General features: G+C 64.4%; 18 protein-coding genes. 5 read left to right on the top strand and 13 right to left on the bottom strand.

Going from position 1 to position 15,295, the window contains the following annotated elements:
- The first annotated feature begins 124 nt into the window (after window positions 1-124).
- A complete protein-coding gene (locus AC0IYS_RS08205) occupies window positions 125-403 on the top strand; it encodes a flagellar protein FliT (protein ID WP_471704698.1) in 279 nt (92 codons plus the stop codon).
- Window positions 404-534: 131 nt separating this feature from the next.
- Here the strand turns inward: AC0IYS_RS08205 and AC0IYS_RS08200 are convergent, their stop codons facing one another.
- Window positions 535-1,752 (bottom strand): aspartate aminotransferase type Ic, encoded by a 1,218-nt coding sequence (locus AC0IYS_RS08200; protein ID WP_471704697.1) that lies wholly within the window; start codon window positions 1,750-1,752, stop codon window positions 535-537.
- Between the two features lie 95 nt (window positions 1,753-1,847).
- Window positions 1,848-3,560, bottom strand: coding sequence for a type IV pilus assembly protein FimV (locus AC0IYS_RS08195; protein ID WP_471704696.1), 1,713 nt, complete (start codon window positions 3,558-3,560; stop codon window positions 1,848-1,850).
- A gap of 141 nt (window positions 3,561-3,701) precedes the next feature.
- On the opposite strand from AC0IYS_RS08195, the gene fumC reads away from it, so the two are divergent.
- Window positions 3,702-5,099, top strand: a complete 1,398-nt coding sequence (gene fumC, locus AC0IYS_RS08190; protein WP_471704695.1) for a class II fumarate hydratase — start codon at window positions 3,702-3,704, stop codon at window positions 5,097-5,099.
- Window positions 5,100-5,169: 70 nt separating this feature from the next.
- Here the strand turns inward: fumC and AC0IYS_RS08185 are convergent, their stop codons facing one another.
- Window positions 5,170-6,090 carry a hypothetical protein gene (locus AC0IYS_RS08185; RefSeq protein ID WP_471704694.1) on the bottom strand — a complete coding sequence of 307 codons (921 nt, stop codon included), beginning with the start codon at window positions 6,088-6,090 and terminating at the stop codon, window positions 5,170-5,172.
- Between the two features lie 189 nt (window positions 6,091-6,279).
- Between AC0IYS_RS08185 and AC0IYS_RS08180 the strand changes: the two genes are divergently transcribed.
- Together AC0IYS_RS08180 and AC0IYS_RS08175 are read left to right on the top strand one after the other, a co-directional pair.
- On the top strand, window positions 6,280-6,498 hold the full coding sequence (locus AC0IYS_RS08180) for an RNA-binding S4 domain-containing protein (RefSeq protein WP_315216879.1): 219 nt from the start codon (window positions 6,280-6,282) through the stop codon (window positions 6,496-6,498).
- Window positions 6,499-6,674: 176 nt separating this feature from the next.
- Window positions 6,675-6,968, top strand: a complete 294-nt coding sequence (locus AC0IYS_RS08175; protein WP_471704693.1) for a hypothetical protein — start codon at window positions 6,675-6,677, stop codon at window positions 6,966-6,968.
- Window positions 6,969-6,974: 6 nt separating this feature from the next.
- Here AC0IYS_RS08175 and bufB read toward each other — a convergent pair whose 3' ends face one another.
- The 9 genes from bufB to AC0IYS_RS08130 form a co-directional block, all read right to left on the bottom strand.
- Window positions 6,975-8,648 carry an MNIO family bufferin maturase gene (gene bufB / locus AC0IYS_RS08170; RefSeq protein ID WP_471704692.1) on the bottom strand — a complete coding sequence of 558 codons (1,674 nt, stop codon included), beginning with the start codon at window positions 8,646-8,648 and terminating at the stop codon, window positions 6,975-6,977.
- A gap of 43 nt (window positions 8,649-8,691) precedes the next feature.
- Window positions 8,692-8,946 carry a BufA1 family periplasmic bufferin-type metallophore gene (locus AC0IYS_RS08165; RefSeq protein WP_471704691.1) on the bottom strand — a complete coding sequence of 85 codons (255 nt, stop codon included), beginning with the start codon at window positions 8,944-8,946 and terminating at the stop codon, window positions 8,692-8,694.
- Window positions 8,947-9,059: 113 nt separating this feature from the next.
- Complete coding sequence (locus AC0IYS_RS08160) at window positions 9,060-9,260, bottom strand: YjfB family protein (RefSeq protein WP_471704690.1); 201 nt, start codon at window positions 9,258-9,260, stop codon at window positions 9,060-9,062.
- Window positions 9,261-9,313: 53 nt separating this feature from the next.
- Window positions 9,314-9,871 (bottom strand): molybdopterin-guanine dinucleotide biosynthesis protein B, encoded by a 558-nt coding sequence (mobB, locus tag AC0IYS_RS08155; RefSeq protein WP_471704689.1) that lies wholly within the window; start codon window positions 9,869-9,871, stop codon window positions 9,314-9,316.
- 83 nt (window positions 9,872-9,954) lie between these two features.
- Complete coding sequence (locus tag AC0IYS_RS08150; RefSeq protein WP_471704688.1) at window positions 9,955-10,143, bottom strand: hypothetical protein; 189 nt, start codon at window positions 10,141-10,143, stop codon at window positions 9,955-9,957.
- A gap of 67 nt (window positions 10,144-10,210) precedes the next feature.
- Entirely contained in the window at window positions 10,211-10,885 is a 675-nt protein-coding gene (locus tag AC0IYS_RS08145; RefSeq protein WP_471704687.1) for a general secretion pathway protein GspB, read from the bottom strand.
- A gap of 1 nt (window position 10,886) precedes the next feature.
- The gene (locus tag AC0IYS_RS08140; RefSeq protein ID WP_471704686.1) at window positions 10,887-12,596 is read right to left on the bottom strand and encodes an ExeA family protein; all 1,710 of its coding nucleotides are present in this window, start codon (window positions 12,594-12,596) and stop codon (window positions 10,887-10,889) included.
- Window positions 12,597-12,620: 24 nt separating this feature from the next.
- A complete protein-coding gene (locus AC0IYS_RS08135; RefSeq protein WP_471704685.1) occupies window positions 12,621-13,145 on the bottom strand; it encodes a hypothetical protein in 525 nt (174 codons plus the stop codon).
- Between the two features lie 2 nt (window positions 13,146-13,147).
- Window positions 13,148-13,333 (bottom strand): hypothetical protein, encoded by a 186-nt coding sequence (locus tag AC0IYS_RS08130; protein ID WP_471704684.1) that lies wholly within the window; start codon window positions 13,331-13,333, stop codon window positions 13,148-13,150.
- A 208-nt stretch (window positions 13,334-13,541) separates the two neighbouring features.
- On the opposite strand from AC0IYS_RS08130, the gene AC0IYS_RS08125 reads away from it, so the two are divergent.
- Window positions 13,542-14,924, top strand: a complete 1,383-nt coding sequence (locus tag AC0IYS_RS08125; RefSeq protein WP_471704683.1) for a GIN domain-containing protein — start codon at window positions 13,542-13,544, stop codon at window positions 14,922-14,924.
- Between the two features lie 9 nt (window positions 14,925-14,933).
- Here the strand turns inward: AC0IYS_RS08125 and AC0IYS_RS08120 are convergent, their stop codons facing one another.
- A complete protein-coding gene (locus tag AC0IYS_RS08120) occupies window positions 14,934-15,200 on the bottom strand; it encodes a hypothetical protein (protein WP_090315688.1) in 267 nt (88 codons plus the stop codon).
- Window positions 15,201-15,295: the final 95 nt, after the last annotated feature.

Below are 15,295 nucleotides of genomic sequence, written 5' to 3'. Positions count from 1 at the left end.
CGGCGGTTTTTTTTCGACTTTTTCAAATATTTTTTCAAAATACCCTAAAGTTCCCGTTTAAGGCGACGTTAATCAGGACATGCGGTAATCCGTTTTGCCGAAGATAACTAGCCTGGGTGGGTATATGATCGCTACCGAAGTCCTCTCGATGTACGAAAACATTGCCGGTTTGAGCAACCAGATGGCCGCCGCCGCGCGCATGGGCGACTGGGATGGTTTGAGCAAGCTGGAAACCCAGTGCGCCACCGAGGCCCGCGCGGTCGCGACCGGCGTGCCGGCCCTGAGCGGCGCGCCGCGACTGCGCAAGATCGACCTGCTCAAGCAGATCCTGGCGAACGACCGCGAAATCCGCGACATCGCCGATCCATGGATGAACCAGGTACCCGGCATGGCGCGTCAATAAACGCCCGCCAAATAACAAAGCGCCTCATCGAGGCGCTTTTTTATGCCCAAACACCGTCGACGAACCGCCGACAACGCCTCCAAAGGTCGAGCCCGTGTAGAAATGGCGGACCTGACCCCGGAGTTGCTTTTTTAGCTAGCCAGCGCGACGCGCAACGACAGCGCGATCCCTTGCGCGGCCTTGGTGATCTCGTCCAGCGACGGGAAGCTCGGAGCGATGCGGATGTGGCTGTCCTTCGGGTCGTTCCCGTACGGGAAGGCGGCGCCGGCCGGCGTCAAGGTGATGCCGGCCTCCTTCGCCAACGCCACGGTGCGCTTGGCCGAACCGTCCGGCGTCACCAGGTCGATGAAGTAACCACCCAGCGGACGCGTCCACGATACGCCGGGCACGTCGCCCAGGTAGGCGTCAAACTGCGCCAGCACCGCTTCGAATTTCGGCTGCAGCAGCGCGCGATGCTGTTCCATCAACGCTTCAACGGTGGCCACGTCCTTCAACAGGCGCACGTGACGCAGCTGGTTGATCTTGTCCGGGCCGATGCTGCGGATGCCGGCGTGCTTGGTCCACCAGGCGATGTTGGCCGGCGATGCGGCCAGCGCGGCAATGCCCGAACCGGCCCAGGTTACCTTCGACGATGACGCGAACACGATCGCGCGGTCCGGATTGCCGGCCTTGGCGCACGCTTCGAGGATGTTGGCCACGTCGAGCTTTTTCGCGCTCAGGTGGTGGAAGCGGTAGGCGTCGTCCCACATCAGGCGGAAGTCCGGCGCGGCGGTTTTCATCGCGGCCAGGCGGTTGACGACCTCGTCCGAGTAGACCACGCCACCCGGGTTGCTGTACTTCGGCACACACCACATACCCTTGATGCTGGCGTCCTCGGCCACCAGTTTTTCGACCAAGTCCATGTCCGGACCGGCTTCGGTCATCGGAATGTTGATCATCTTGATGCCGCGCGCTTCGCAGATGGAGAAGTGACGGTCGTAGCCCGGCACCGGGCACAGGAAGGTCACCGGCTCGCGCACCCACGGGGCGTTGCCCGGCGTGCCGTTGAGCAGGCTGTAGATGATGACGTCATGCATCAGGGACAGGCTGGCGCTGCTGTCGACGACGACTTGCGCGGCCGGCACGTCCAGCAGTTTGCCGAACAGCTCGCGCGCTTCCGGCAGGCCGATGGTGCCGCCGTAGTTGCGGCCGTCGGTGCCATCGGCGGCTTTGAAGCCACCCAGCGCTTCGGTCAGCGCGTTGGACAAGTCGAGTTGCTCGGGCGCTGGCTTGCCACGCGACATATCCAGTTTAAGGCCGAGTTGTTTGAAGGCTTGGTACTGTTCCTGATATTGCGACGTTGCGGTCATATGCTCTTTCAAAATGGGTATGGCGTGCAAAAAGCGTCGAATACTATAACCCAGATCGAGGCACCGCAGGCAAAGCTGAGGTAATAAGCTTATTACTATTGCATTATTGATTCGGGCGTCACTTCGTGCAGCGGCTGTGCCTCCTGGGGCTTGCCCCCCGCCTCGTCCGGCTTCTTCTTGCGGAAGCCCTGCCAGATTTTCAGCGGCCCGGCGCCCGACTTTTTGCGGCGCCAATAGATGAGGCCAGCGCCAGCGAGCAGCAACGCGCCGACCACGCCGGCACCCCAGGCGACATAGTTGGTCGGACGTTCGACCGGCTTTTCCTTCTTGTATTTCAGTTTGGGCAGCACGCGCTTGAGCGGCACCGGCGCGGACGCCGAGGCGGAAGCGCCGGCCGCCGAGGCCGACGCCTTGGCGCCGTGCTCGCCGGCGGACGCCGATGCGGACGCGGAAGCCGCTCCTGCGGAGGCCGACGCGGAGGCGCCATCCATCGTCGCCGCCTGCGCTTCGCCGGCTTTGCCCGGTTTGCCGGCCTTGCCGGCGTTGTCCCCTGCCGCCTTGGCCGATGCCGCTTCCGGGCCGGCCACCGCCCCAGGTGCCGCCGATGCTACCGAGGCGGCTTTCGGCGCCTCCTTAGCCGTCGCCGGCGCCGCCACAGCGGCCGCCACGCTGCTGCCAGCCGCCGCCAACACCGCCGTCCCCGCCTGCCCCACCTTGGGCGCGGCGGCAGGAGCAGCCGTTGCGGCAGTTGTTGCCGCCGGCGTTGCAGCCGGCGTTGCAGCCGAATTCTTGATCGCGCCCTGCAGCGCCTTCATTTTGCCCTCCAGCTCCACCAGCTTGCTGGACAAAGCCTGGCTATGCGTATCGAGCGCCTTGCATTCGCTGGCGCTGGTCCCGGACGGCGCGCACGCGGCGGGCACGGCCGCGCGTTTGACCCCGGCTGGCAATGGCAACGGACCCAACGGCAGCAAAGCCTGCGCCACCGGCAACGGCACCGCGCTGTCGGCCGTGGCAGCTTCCCGCTTCGCCGCCGGCTTGGCCGCTGCCGGAGGGGATGCGGGCGTGGCCGCCGACGCGTTACGCGGCGTGCCCATCGCTTCGGCTATGCGCGATGGCAAATCCCGCACCGCCACCGATGATGTCGGCCGAGCCGGCGCCGCGGCCGCTGCGGCGGCCTTGAGCGCCCCCGCTGTACCAGTCTCGGATTCATGCAACGACGGCAACGGCGCCGGGCGCGACCGGTCCCGCACCGGCGGCGCGGCAGCCACGGGCGGCGCTGCGGCAACCCGCTCCGCCCTGGCCTGCGCCCCGATGCGCTCGGCGTCGGCCGACGTCATCGCGCTGGGCGCCGGCACGGACGCCACCACCGGCGCCGGCGGAGGCGGCGGATTGGGATCCGCCTGCAACCACACCGTTGCCAAACGAACATCCTGCCGGCCCGCCGCGCCCAGCTCCACATACATATGGACGTAGTCGGCGTCGATCGGGCGCGTGGTGGTCACATGCAAAAACTGCTTCTGGTCGCGCTTGACCACCGACATGCGCACCGACGACAGCGCCGGATTCATCGTGATGTTCGCGCCACGGAACACGTCCGGCCGCGCCAGGCGCACCTGCAAGGCGTTCACTTCGTCCGGCGCCAGCGCCACCAGTTCGATGTCGGCCGACAGCGGCTGGCCGATGTACGAGCGCGCGGAAACGTCGCCCAGCTCGGCAGCGCCGGCCACGTTGGCCACGATAGCTGTCGGCGCCAGCAATACGGCGCAGGCCAGGGAGCGGAGCAAATCTGTAGGTGTGAAACGCTGCATAAAGGGTCGCCGGTAACGCGCAATCTTGAGGTATACGGCTATAACGGCAGAATTTCCCGATTTTGTAGCCCCAGGATAATTTTTCCAAACTGCGCTACACTGAAAAGCCCCCAAGTGATGACTTCCGAACAAGGATGAATTATGAGCAACAGAAGCGAACGTGACAGTTTTGGCCCGATCGATGTCCCCGACGACAAGCTGTGGGGCGCGCAGACCCAGCGCTCACTGGAACACTTCCACATCTCCACCGAGCGCATGCCGCCGGAACTGATCCACGCGCTGGCCAGCGTCAAGCGCGCCGCCGCCCGCGTCAACCTGGACCTGGGCCTGCTGGACGGCGCAAAAGCGATCGCCATCACCCAGGCCGCCGACGAGGTGTTGGCCGACAAGCACACCGGCGAGTTTCCGCTGGCGGTGTGGCAGACCGGCTCCGGCACCCAGTCCAACATGAACATGAACGAAGTGCTGGCCAATCGCGGCTCCGAGCTGATGGGCGGCGTGCGCGGCGAGAGCCGCAAGCTGCACCCGAACGACGACGTCAACAAGGGCCAATCGTCGAACGATATCTTCCCGACCGCGATCCACGTGGCCGCCGCGCAGGCGCTGGCCAACACGGTGCTGCCGTCGCTGCGCCAGCTGCGCGACAGCCTGCACGCCAAGTCCGAGGCCTTCGCCGACATCGTCAAGATCGGCCGCACCCACCTGCAGGACGCCACGCCGCTGACCCTGGGCCAGGAATTCTCCGGCTACGTCGCCCACCTGGATTTCGCCGAACACGCGATCAGCGCCGCGCTGCCCGGCGTGCTGCGGCTGGCCGCCGGCGGCACGGCGGTCGGCACCGGCCTCAACGCGCATCCGGAATACGCGGTGCGCATCGCCGCCGAGCTCGAACATACCTTGTCGCTGCCGTTCCGCACCGCCGACAACAAGTTCGCCGCGCTCGCCGGCCACGACGCGCTGCTGTCGGCGCATGGCGCGCTCAAAACCCTGGCGGCCGCGCTGATGAAGATCGCCAACGACGTGCGCTGGATGGCCTCCGGTCCGCGCTCGGGCCTGGGCGAGATCACCATCCCCGAGAACGAGCCGGGCAGCTCTATCATGCCGGGAAAAGTCAACCCGACCCAGTGCGAGGCGGTCACCATGCTGTGCTGCCAGGTGTTTGGCAACGATGTCGCCATCACGATGGGCGGGGCTTCCGGCAATTTCGAGCTGAACGTCTACAAGCCGCTGATCGCGCACAACTTCCTGCAAAGCGCGCGCCTGCTGGCCGACGGCATGCGCAGCTTCGAGGAACATTGCGTCCATGGGGTAGAGCCGAATCGCGGCCGCATCGCCGAACTGATGGAGCGTTCGCTGATGCTGGTGACGGCGCTGGCGCCGCACATCGGCTACGACAAGGCGGCGTCGATCGCCAAAAAGGCGCAGCATGAAGGGACCACGTTGAAGGAAGCGTCGCTGGCGCTGGGTTACGTGACGGCTACGCAATTCGACGAGTGGATCGTACCGCTGGACATGACGCGTCCGAACGCCAAGGGCTAGTCAAAAATCCACGGATACACGCAGGGCGGATTAGCGCAGCGTAATCCGCCAAGCTCCGCTAGCGGCCTGATCAGAAACCGTACGAGTAGCGCACGCCGGTCAACACATCCGGCGCGGCGTTCGCATCGTGCCCTGGATTCACGCGCAGCATCACCGCGCCGGTCAGCTTGCCCATCTTGCCGGCCTTGCCGACCATGGTGGTGTAGCCGAACTCCAGATCCCGCTCGGTGGCGGTGGGCCGCAGATTCAGGGTCGGCGCGCCGAACTCCTGTGCGCCGGCGTAGCTGACGCGGGTGTCGCCGTCGGCGTTCTGCATCGAACCGGTGCGCACCTTGGCAGGTACCGACAATGTCACCGCCAAGCGGTCCCGGGTCGAAAAAATCTGCCTTGTCGCCACGCCGACGCTATACGCCATCGTCCGTACCGACGATACCTGCGCCATCAAACTATCCGGCGCGCCAAAGCCTTCGGTTTTGCCATACGAGGCCATCGCCATGACCGAGCTGCGCGGCGTCAGCGCGTACCCGAGCGACAAGGATGTGAATTTGGTGGTGGGACGGCTGTTCATGCCCCATGACGTGCCGGGCTGGCCACCGCCCAGTGTCGAGCCGGTCTCGCGCAGCAAGCCGAAGGTCACGATGCCGACCGCGCGCCCGGTCTTCTTTTCGAACTCGGCGCTGCTCAGGTAGCGCCGGCTGCGCTCGTTCAACATCGGACCGAGCGGATCGAGCAGGGACAGGTTCTCCGGCAAGGCGCCAAAGTGCAGGCGCGGCGCACCAGCGAACGCGGCATAACGGCGCGCGCCATCGGTCTGCAATTGGTCGATCATTGCCGACTGCCGGTCGGCGGCGTCGAACAGCAGCGTGGAATTGGCGCGCGCTTCGAACGCCGGAGTGGCTTGCTGCTGCGTAAAAGGATCGGATGCAGCCGCGCCAGCCGCTGTCGAGAGCGGGGAGACGATTACCAGCATGGTCAGGGAAAGCTTATTCATGATGCTGCTCGGTAAGACATCCGTAAGACACATCGCACTGCTCAAATATTCGGCAGTCACTTCAGGATAACATTTTTTTTCGGGGTGACAACCCGATTCGTTGGGGTAAACTGCGCGGCTGTCGGAATGCCGCTACACTATCAGAAGTGACGTCGGCGCCGGGTTTATATCATGGCAACAGAGGATAAAATGCAAAAAGTAAGCTTTGAATTGAACGGTGAATTTGTGGAACTGAACCAGCTCTTGAAGCTGGTCGGATTGTGCGACAGCGGCGGCGCCGGCAAGATGATGGTGGCCAGCGGCGCGGTCAAAGTCGATGGCAAGCAAGAGTTGCGCAAGACCGCCAAAATCCGCGCCGGCCAGCGGGTCAGCGTCGGCGACGTCAACATCAGCATTGACGCGGTGTAATTTCCTCTTGCTTTTAAGCAATAACGTACTAATCTGTAAGCGCAGCCGAGAAAACGCTGCAGACGGGGGTGAGCGTGTTTGATTACGCGCAAACCGACTGGCGATATCGTAGTTATATTGGGATTGCTTGCCACCCGGCTTTTTCAACTAGTTTCTTTTCGATCATGGGGGACGTCATGGACGGTCCTGAACCACATAGCCCAACTCAGGAAAAACTGCTCGACGATCTGCGCCAGGTGATAGAAAACGCCGAGGAGCTGCTCAAGAACACGAATCAATACCACGGTTCGCTGTACCAGGGCGCCCGCGCCAAGCTGGCGCAGGCGTTGTTGACCGCGACCGAGGAACTGGCCAGGTTCGAAGACGTCCAGATCGGCCGCATGATCGAGCTGACCGCCGCGGCCAACAAACTGCACCGCGATTTGACGGGCGAAGCCAAGCTGCTGCGCGCGTTCAAGCCCGGCAACTGATATTGCTCAGGCCGTTTCGGCCGTCCCCTCTATCCCCTCTATTTCGACGATCAGCGCGTGCGCCAGCCATAGTTGTAGATTGCCGGCCACGTCGAAGGCTTCGTCGATGTCGAACGCGGCGTCCAGCGCGGCGCCGAAATCCCTCCCCTCCCCCAGTGCCCGCAGCGCCGCGTGACCGGCGCCGCCGAGCGGAACCACCTGTGTTTTCCAGGCCGGACGCGCGACCACGCCATGACTTGGCGCCGCCATTTGTTCGGGGAAACCGATCCCGCTGTCTGGCTGGTGCGCCTGCCACAGCGGAATCACGGCCCACTCGGACGACACCAGCCGGCAGGCCGGATGCAATGTCATCCGCGCCGTCTCCATCTGTTCGGGCGACAAGGCGGCCAGCCGCTGCGCGGTGACGCCCCGGGCCGCCGGCGCGTAGTGCGCGCGGTGCAGCGCCCACTCCAGCGCCGCCATGTCGGGCAGGTAGGGATAGTCGGCCACATGCGGAAAGTGGCGCAGGAACGTGTCGAAGTCGGCGCCAAAACGGTTGAGGTCGCCGCTGGTGGAGGGATGGGCAAGTCCATAGGCCTTGCTCAGACCGCTAAAGAACTCCTCCCCCACCAGCATCCGCACCACCGGATACGCGGACGACAAGGTCTTGTCCCAGGTCGCGCTCAGGTTGCCGCGATAGAGCGCGAAGCGGTGCGCGTTGTCGCCGCCCTTGAATTGCGATAACGCGTGCGGCGCCTGGGCGGAGTCGAGCAGCGCACCGGCGAACCGCTGCTGGCTCGCGGCAAGTTCGGGGGCATCCGCCTCCGCAGCGCCCGGCGCCGCCACGCGCGACGGCGCCGCAGGCTTGGCGACATAGCGGCGGTGCAGCGCCTCGGCCTTGGCGGCCTCTTCCAGCAGCACCTCGACAGGCGGGATATCGGTATCCCACTCGATCAGCGTCGGGACGGCGCCGAAGCGTTCCAGCGCCGCCTCGTACAGCCGCCAGACGGGGTCGGCCACCGCCGCGCCGTGGTGATCGATGACGGCCCCGGGCGTCACCAGGTGGCCGGCCAGATGCATTTCGCCGACGGTGCCGGGCGCGATCGCGGCCATGGCGGCCAGCGCGTCCTCGCCGTGGTTGCACTGATTGACATAGAGGTTGTTGATATCGAGCAGCAGGCCGCAACCGGTGCGCGCCGCCAGCGCCGCCATGAACTCCGCCTCGCTCATCGCATCGCGGTGAAACCGTACATAGGTAGAAACGTTTTCCAGCAGCAGCTGCCGTTTGAGCGTGTCCTGCACGCGGCTCACGCGCGCGCTCAGCAGGTCGAGCGCGGCATGGTCCAGCATCAGCGGCAAGAGATCGTTGAGATGGCGGTCGCCGACGGCTCCCCAGCACAGGTGTTCGGACACCAGCACCGGTTCGACCCGTTCCACCAGGCTGCGCACGCCCTCCAGATGATGGTCTGAAAAGCCGCGCGCCGAGCCCAGTCCCAGGCCGACGCCGTGCAGGCTGATCGGATAATCGCGCCGCAGTTGCTCCAGCACGTGGTTATCCCAGCCGGCTTGATCGAGGTAATTTTCAGTATGGACCTCGAGCCAGGCGGCGCGCGGCCGCTGCTCGAGAAACTGGCGATAGTGCGGCGCCCGCAAGCCGACGCCGACGCCGGGCTTCGGCTCCGGCAGGCGTGGTGGCGGCATGGCTCCGCTGTTTGCCACGATTGCTATGCGCGTCCCGCCGAGATTACTTGGCTGGTGGCGTGGTTTTGCCGCCGGCTTTTTCGCAGGTGCCTTTTGCCACGTATTTCCACTCGGTCGCCGCGTTGTCGACCTTGGACTGGCCGGCGCACGAGTGCGTGCCATTGGCGGCGGCGCAATCGTTTTGGCCGGCCTTGGCGATGCCGAAGCACTTCTCTTTCGGCGTATCTTGGTCGACGGCGGCGGCCGTGACGCAGACGGTGGCCAGGGCGGCGGCGATCAGGGCTTGACGTTTGTTCATGGTAAGTCTCCTCGAATGGATGGTTAAATTCAGAATCGCAGCGTACCAGCAATAACGTCTATACGCTTGTTTCTGTTGACCGGATTCAAATCGAGGAGAGGCACAACCGCCGCTCAGGCGGTTGTATTGATGGTGTTACCCAGGTTGGAAGGCAATCTCGGCGCCGACGGCACCGGAGGAATGGCTTCAATCAATGCTTGCGCGCTGGAAGCCTGGATATCCTGGGCCTTTTTCAGCACAGCAACGCCGACTGCCTGCTTGGTGCCGGTGTCCGCGATCGAGGTTGCGGCTTGAGCAATACTTGAAACGTCCATATCATCCTCCTTTAAGGGGTATCCCTTGTTTTACGGACGATTCGAAAAGAACTTTAGCCTTCCGTCGATTTATTTTGACGTTTTTTCTCGACGTGGGCCAGCAGCCAGGCCAACACCTCGGCCGGCGCGTTCAGGTCCAGCCATACGGTGCCGGGCAACAAATCGGCGGGCCGGGGCAAGTCCGACGCAACCGCGAGGACATGCGGATCGAGCGGATACAGCGGCGCGCGGCCCTGCTCGGCACGGTAGACTTCCAGCTTGTCGATCGGATAAGTCTTGAACCCTTCGAGCAGCGTCAGGTCGGCCGGAGACAGGCGGTCCAGCTGTTCCTGCAAGGTCGGTTCGGGCGCGCCGCGCAGTTCGCGGATGATCGCCACGCGGAACGGCGACGCCACCATCACTTCGGCGGCGCCGGCCATGCGCAGGCGGGCGCTGTCCTTCCGCGGCGGCTCCAGTTCCAGGTCGTGGTGGCTGTGCTTGATCACATTGACCTTCAGCCCCTGCGCCGCCAGCCGGGCGATCAGGAATTCCAGCAACGTGGTCTTACCGCTGCCGGACGTCCCGACGACGCCCAGAACATTGCGCAGATGCGCGGAACTCTCGTGCTGCATTGATCGACCTCTCCCTACCCCAAGCTGTTACCGCCATTATACGCAGCAACATTTAAGGACGTAGCGAGGCTTTCGGCCAGGTGTTACTTGTCGCTCTTCTGGTTGAAGACGTCGTTGCGCGAACGGCCGTTGGCCAGCAGGACCAGGCCCAGGCATATCAGCCCGGCGCCGTAGCCCAGCGGTTCGGGCTGGGTATCGATTTGCGCCGCCTGGGCGCGTGGCATGGCGAAGGCGGCGGCTATCAGGAAAGGCAACAGTTTGAGATGTTTCATGATATTCCCCATGCATTGTTTTCAATGATAAGAAAATATCACTACGAAGTGACAAGTTGATGACAGATCAATACGGAACGCGGTAGCGATAGCCTTTGAAATTGAACACGGCTTCCTTGGGATTCAGCTTTTCCAGTTTCAAGCCGGGGGCGACCTCATCCCCCTCGCGGCGCAGCACTTTGTCGATCAGCAGCAGGCGATCGGACGGATTCTTGGAATAGATGTAACCGCCGACGGCGACCTGTGGAATCGAGCGCTGGATGGGTTCGGGCAAATCGCGCAGGTTCTGGACCGGCTCCTCGAACGCGACGGCCGGCTTGGACGCAGCGGCCGGCGCGGCCGAGGGGTTGGCGTTGGCGGCTGGCGCAGGCGCGGCGGGCATCGTCTGCGGCTCCGCGTGCGTGCGCGGCGCCGGCGTAAGCGTGGCGACAGGCGGCGGCAGCGCGGCGACGGGCGCCGGCAATGGCGCGGAATTGTCGGCGACAACCTGGACCGGAGTTTGCGTGGCGAAGACCGGAACCGCCGGAGCGTCGGCTGGCGCGGCGGCCGGTTTCAAGACAATGAACAACAACGCGGCAATCACAACGCCCATGGCCACTATCACCAGCAGCAACGGCTTTTTAAGACGCGCGCCCGCCGACGAGCGGTCCATCGATTGCAGCGTCGGCGCGTGCAGGGTCGGCGAGTTGCCGAGTTGACGCTCCGCCTGCGCTTTTTTCAGCGCTTCCAAAATATAGGACATATTATTTCCCTGCCACGACGTCGGCCTTGCCGGCACGGGCCAGCAAACGTGGCTCCTGTACGCCACCCAACTGATACAGTCGGATGAAAGTTTTTGGACCGGCCACGCCGTCCGCCTTGAGATGCTGCTCGGTCTGGAACTCGGTCAGGCGGCTGCGCAATGCCGCGTCCAGCGGCTGATTTTCCTGCGGCTTTTTCAGCTCGTACAGCTGCGACAAGCGCTTGGCGAGCCAGTCCACATCGGGACCGTGATCGCCGACGGACACCTCGTCGCGCCAACTGCGCGGCGCGCGCCAGAAGGTGGTGAACTCGCCGCCGAAGCGCGCGGCCAGCGCATCCAGGCTGATCGTCTGCGGCGCGCCGCCGGGTGGCGTGATGATCGCGTTGCGTTTGTCCAGCGCGGTCAGCAGCACGTAGTTGGGCGCGACGGGATCGTCGCGCAAGGTCAGCACCGCCGGACGGTCCAGCAGGCGCAGATCCTCGATGACACCTTTGGTTTGCAGGCAACGCAGATTCAGCCGCGCCGCCGTCGGACAAGGATCGCCGTCAACCAGCGCCAGCCCCCACATGCCGGCCAGCTGGCGCAACGCCGCCGCCTTGCCGCCGCCATCCCCGGCCGCTGCGACCGCTGCGGCCGGTGCCGCGGGAGCCATCGCGGGCGCGGGCGCCGGCATGCCGGCCGCCGGCGCCGTCTTCGGCGCGGCCACAGCGGCCCTGGCGGCTGCCGGAGGTGCAGAAGCCGCCTGTGCACTCTGCATGCCCGGCTTGGCATCATGCGCCGCCAACTGCCACAGCACCGCGCTGATGATCACGCCGCCGAGCGCGCCGGCGGCCACCAGCGGCCAACGCGAACCCGAGGCCAGCAAAGCACCCTGCCCCGGCGCCACTTCCTGCCCGGAAAACACTTCCGACGCGGCGCGCCGCAAAATGACCCGCGTCACCTGCGGCTGGTTCTCCACATACGCGCCCAGCAGCGCGCGGTCGCACAGCAGATTGATACGGCGCGGCACGCCCTTCGCCAAGGTGTGCACCAGTCCCATCAACCGACGCGGAAACGGCGCGATCGCCGACGCGCCCGCCACCGCCAGGCGATGCTCGATATAGGCGCCGGTTTCGGCCTCGGTCAGCGAGCCCAGGTGATAGCGGGCGATGACGCGCTGCGCCAACTGCTCCAGCTCCGGCCGCGCCAGCATCGTGCGCAGCTCGGGCTGGCCGATCAGGATGATTTGCAGCAGCTTGCGCTCGCTCGTTTCCAGGTTGGTCAGCAAGCGCAGCTGCTCCAGCACCTCGGCCGACAGGTTCTGCGCCTCGTCGATGATCAGCACATTGTTCTTGGCCTGCGCGTGGCTGGCCAGCAAATAGGCGTTGATCGCGTCGACATAGCCCTTGACGCTGACGGCGCCGCCACCCTGCGGCGGCAGCTCGATGCCGAACTCGTCGCAGATAGACAGCAGCAACTCCTCCACCGACAGCTTCGGATTGAAGATATAGCCCAGCTTGCAGTTCTCGGGGATCTGCTCCATGAAGCAGCGGCACACGGTGGTCTTGCCGGCGCCGATCTCCCCCGTCAGCAGCACGAACCCGCCGCCGCTGCCGATGCCGTACAGCAGATGGGCCAGCGCCTCGCGGTGGCGCTCGCTCATGAACAGGTAGCGCGGATCGGGCGCGATGGAAAACGGCGATTGCTTCAGATTGAAAAAGTGGGTGTACATGAAGACCTTGGGAGTGCGCGTGCCCTATTTTAGCCGCTGGCGCACGGCAGGCGGCTGCACCGGCGGCAAGGGCTTGTACTTCGCGCAGTAAATCTTGGATTTGGTATCGAAATAAACGATGCGGCTGGCCGGCTTGGCCTCGCGCACCGGAAAGGCCGACGTGTCGATTCTCGCATAATGCAAGCCGACCTGGGCGATGATCGCCTTCTCCAGCTCCTCGGGCGTGGCCTCGGCCACGGCGCCGACGAAGATATAGGTGCTGGTGTCGTCGCTGACCATCACCTCGGAGACCGGCGTGCCCCACAGGTTGGCGCCCTCGGTCTTGAACCAGAAGGCGCCGCCCTCGTGCTTGTAGGCCGGGCCGAAGGCCTTGAGCAGGTAATCGTAGTAATAGAAATTGGCGGTCTGGTCGCGGCACAGCAGGCCATTGCCGATGACGGTGCCGAAGGTGGTGGGCACCGCTTGGGCCACGGCGGCGCCGGAAACCAGCATGGCGGATGCCGCCAGCGCGCAAAAACCGGCGCGGCGCGGCAGTGAAGAAGACATCATCATTAAAGTTTCGATAACCAGGAGCGGTTGGCGCTGATACGCGCCTTGGCGGTGGCCGGCAACGCCTCGTAGCATCCCGGGTACTGCTTCAAGGCCGCCTCCCGGATTTCCTTCTGTAAGCCATTGATTAAGAACACATATAGCACCGAACCGTCGTCCGTGTTTTTTGTCCCCATGTATTTAATCATATGCGCCCCCGCTTCCTTTTCCCCGCTCGAGCATCAATAACCCGATTATGACATTATCGGCGCCCGCGACGGCAAGTTGAATCGCAGTTCAGCGCCGCTTTTTTGCCGTTGATCCCATTATTCCGCGCATCCGTCCCATTCCGCGCGCCGCATGCTTGCTTTTGTCATATCGTTCATTCCTCGCCACTTCCACCATCGAGATAAAAAAATGACGCAGACGATCAAACACCAGGCGCTGGCCTGCACCATCCTGGCGGCCGCCATCGCCGGCGGCTACGCCCAGGCCGACAGCAAGTCCGAGAGCAAGGCTGACAGCAGGTCTGACAACGGCAGCGCCACCGAGACCCGCACTGTCGCGCCGTTCACCAGCATCAACCTGAGCGGACCGTTCCGCGTGATCGTCACCAACCAGGCCGGCAACGGCATCGAACTGTCCGGCCCGCGCAAGAAATTCGCCGACATCGAAACCACGGTCAGCGGCGACACGCTCACCGTGCGGCAGCCGCGCAAAAAGAGCAGCGGCTGGGTCTTCAACTTTAACTGGAACAGCGACTACAAGTCGCAGGTCACGATACGAATCAACGCCGCCACCCTGAAAAGCCTGCGCAGCGGCGGCAGCGGCGACGTCGATCTGCAACAATTCCAGGGCCAGGCGCTCAGTTTGACGTCGGACGGCGCCGGCGACATCCACGCCAGCGGCACGGTGACGGACCTGACGGTCACCTCCTCCGGCAGCGGCGACCTCGACTTGCGCAGCTTGAAGGCGGGCAGCCTGAACGTGGTCTCGAACGGTCCCGGCGACATCAACGCGGCCGGCGTCACGCAGGATCTGAACATCTCGGTCAACGGGCCGGGCGACCTCGACATCGGCGACATCAACGCCGGCAAGATCAACACCGCGATGCACGGGCCGGGTTCGGTCACGTTGCGCGGCAACGCCCGCGAAATCCGCGCCGAGGTGGCCGGGCCGGGCGACCTCGACGCCTGCGCGCTGAACACGGAAGCGGCCAGCGCCATGCTGCACGGACCGGGCGACGCCTGCATCGCCGGCAACATCAAGAAACTCGACGCCGAAGTGCACGGCTCGGGCGACCTGACGGTGCGCGGCCTGCAGGCGCAAACGGTGCGCGCCATCCTCAGCGGACCGGGCAACATGACCTTGTCGGGGGCGACGGCAATGCTGAGCGCGGAAGTGAGCGGCCCCGGCGACCTGGACGCAAAAACGCTGCAGGTCGGCCGCGCGGTGGCGCGCAGCCGCGGGCCGGGCAATATTCATTTGAACAGGGTCAGCGAAACGCTGGAAGCGGAAGTGGGCGGCCCGGGCGACCTGACGGCGACGGCAGACTGCAAGAGCGTGCGGCTGAACATGCACGGCCCGGGCGAGGTCAAGCTCGACGGCAAAACCGCGACCCTGACCGCGCAGCTGAGCGGCTCGGGCAACCTGAATGCACGCCAGTTGTGGACCGGCCAAGCCGACGTCATCGTGCGCGGCCCCGGCAACGCGGTGGTCAACGTCAACGGCAAAACGGCGGAACCATCGCGGCTGGTGACGTACGAGCGCACCGGCACCCGCGACAAAGCCAACAATTAGCCCAAGGCTTTAATCGAAGCAGAGCCGCTTCTTGGTGGCGGCAATCAGCTTGTCGTCGTACGGATGCAGGTTCTCGACGAACAGCAGCTCCGTCTCGTCCGGCTCTTCCAGGCACATTTCAATCATCATCGGCCCGTCTTCCATGCGGCCCAAAAAGTGCGATGGCCAGCGATTCTTGCGGTGCGTCTTCAGCACTTCCATTCCCAGCTTGGCCAACGGCGCCTTCACGCCCGCAGCCAACGCTTCGCGCTGCCAGTCGTCCCAATAGTCAGTCATTTGTCTTACCTTTAAATATCTTAACAAAGCGGAATTGTACTCCTTCCGCCATCCTTCCTACCAAAACCAGACCAAAGTGGCATGCACTGCCGCCC

This window comes from Duganella sp. AC237 (assembly GCF_979254035.1).
This window is presented reverse-complemented; position numbering and strand designations above follow the sequence as displayed.

Excerpts from the sequence above, each read along its gene's own strand:
- AC0IYS_RS08205 (WP_471704698.1), top strand. The coding sequence starts at position 125 with ATGATCGCTACCGAAGTCCTCTCGATGTACGAAAACATTGCCGGTTTG.
- AC0IYS_RS08200 (WP_471704697.1), bottom strand. The coding sequence starts at position 1,752 with ATGACCGCAACGTCGCAATATCAGGAACAGTACCAAGCCTTCAAACAA.
- AC0IYS_RS08195 (WP_471704696.1), bottom strand. The coding sequence starts at position 3,560 with ATGCAGCGTTTCACACCTACAGATTTGCTCCGCTCCCTGGCCTGCGCC.
- fumC (WP_471704695.1), top strand. The coding sequence starts at position 3,702 with ATGAGCAACAGAAGCGAACGTGACAGTTTTGGCCCGATCGATGTCCCC.
- AC0IYS_RS08185 (WP_471704694.1), bottom strand. The coding sequence starts at position 6,090 with ATGAATAAGCTTTCCCTGACCATGCTGGTAATCGTCTCCCCGCTCTCG.
- AC0IYS_RS08180 (WP_315216879.1), top strand. The coding sequence starts at position 6,280 with ATGCAAAAAGTAAGCTTTGAATTGAACGGTGAATTTGTGGAACTGAAC.
- AC0IYS_RS08175 (WP_471704693.1), top strand. The coding sequence starts at position 6,675 with ATGGACGGTCCTGAACCACATAGCCCAACTCAGGAAAAACTGCTCGAC.
- bufB (WP_471704692.1), bottom strand. The coding sequence starts at position 8,648 with ATGCCGCCACCACGCCTGCCGGAGCCGAAGCCCGGCGTCGGCGTCGGC.
- AC0IYS_RS08165 (WP_471704691.1), bottom strand. The coding sequence starts at position 8,946 with ATGAACAAACGTCAAGCCCTGATCGCCGCCGCCCTGGCCACCGTCTGC.
- AC0IYS_RS08160 (WP_471704690.1), bottom strand. The coding sequence starts at position 9,260 with ATGGACGTTTCAAGTATTGCTCAAGCCGCAACCTCGATCGCGGACACC.
- mobB (WP_471704689.1), bottom strand. The coding sequence starts at position 9,871 with ATGCAGCACGAGAGTTCCGCGCATCTGCGCAATGTTCTGGGCGTCGTC.
- AC0IYS_RS08150 (WP_471704688.1), bottom strand. The coding sequence starts at position 10,143 with ATGAAACATCTCAAACTGTTGCCTTTCCTGATAGCCGCCGCCTTCGCC.
- AC0IYS_RS08145 (WP_471704687.1), bottom strand. The coding sequence starts at position 10,885 with ATGTCCTATATTTTGGAAGCGCTGAAAAAAGCGCAGGCGGAGCGTCAA.
- AC0IYS_RS08140 (WP_471704686.1), bottom strand. The coding sequence starts at position 12,596 with ATGTACACCCACTTTTTCAATCTGAAGCAATCGCCGTTTTCCATCGCG.
- AC0IYS_RS08135 (WP_471704685.1), bottom strand. The coding sequence starts at position 13,145 with ATGATGTCTTCTTCACTGCCGCGCCGCGCCGGTTTTTGCGCGCTGGCG.
- AC0IYS_RS08130 (WP_471704684.1), bottom strand. The coding sequence starts at position 13,333 with ATGATTAAATACATGGGGACAAAAAACACGGACGACGGTTCGGTGCTA.
- AC0IYS_RS08125 (WP_471704683.1), top strand. The coding sequence starts at position 13,542 with ATGACGCAGACGATCAAACACCAGGCGCTGGCCTGCACCATCCTGGCG.
- AC0IYS_RS08120 (WP_090315688.1), bottom strand. The coding sequence starts at position 15,200 with ATGACTGACTATTGGGACGACTGGCAGCGCGAAGCGTTGGCTGCGGGC.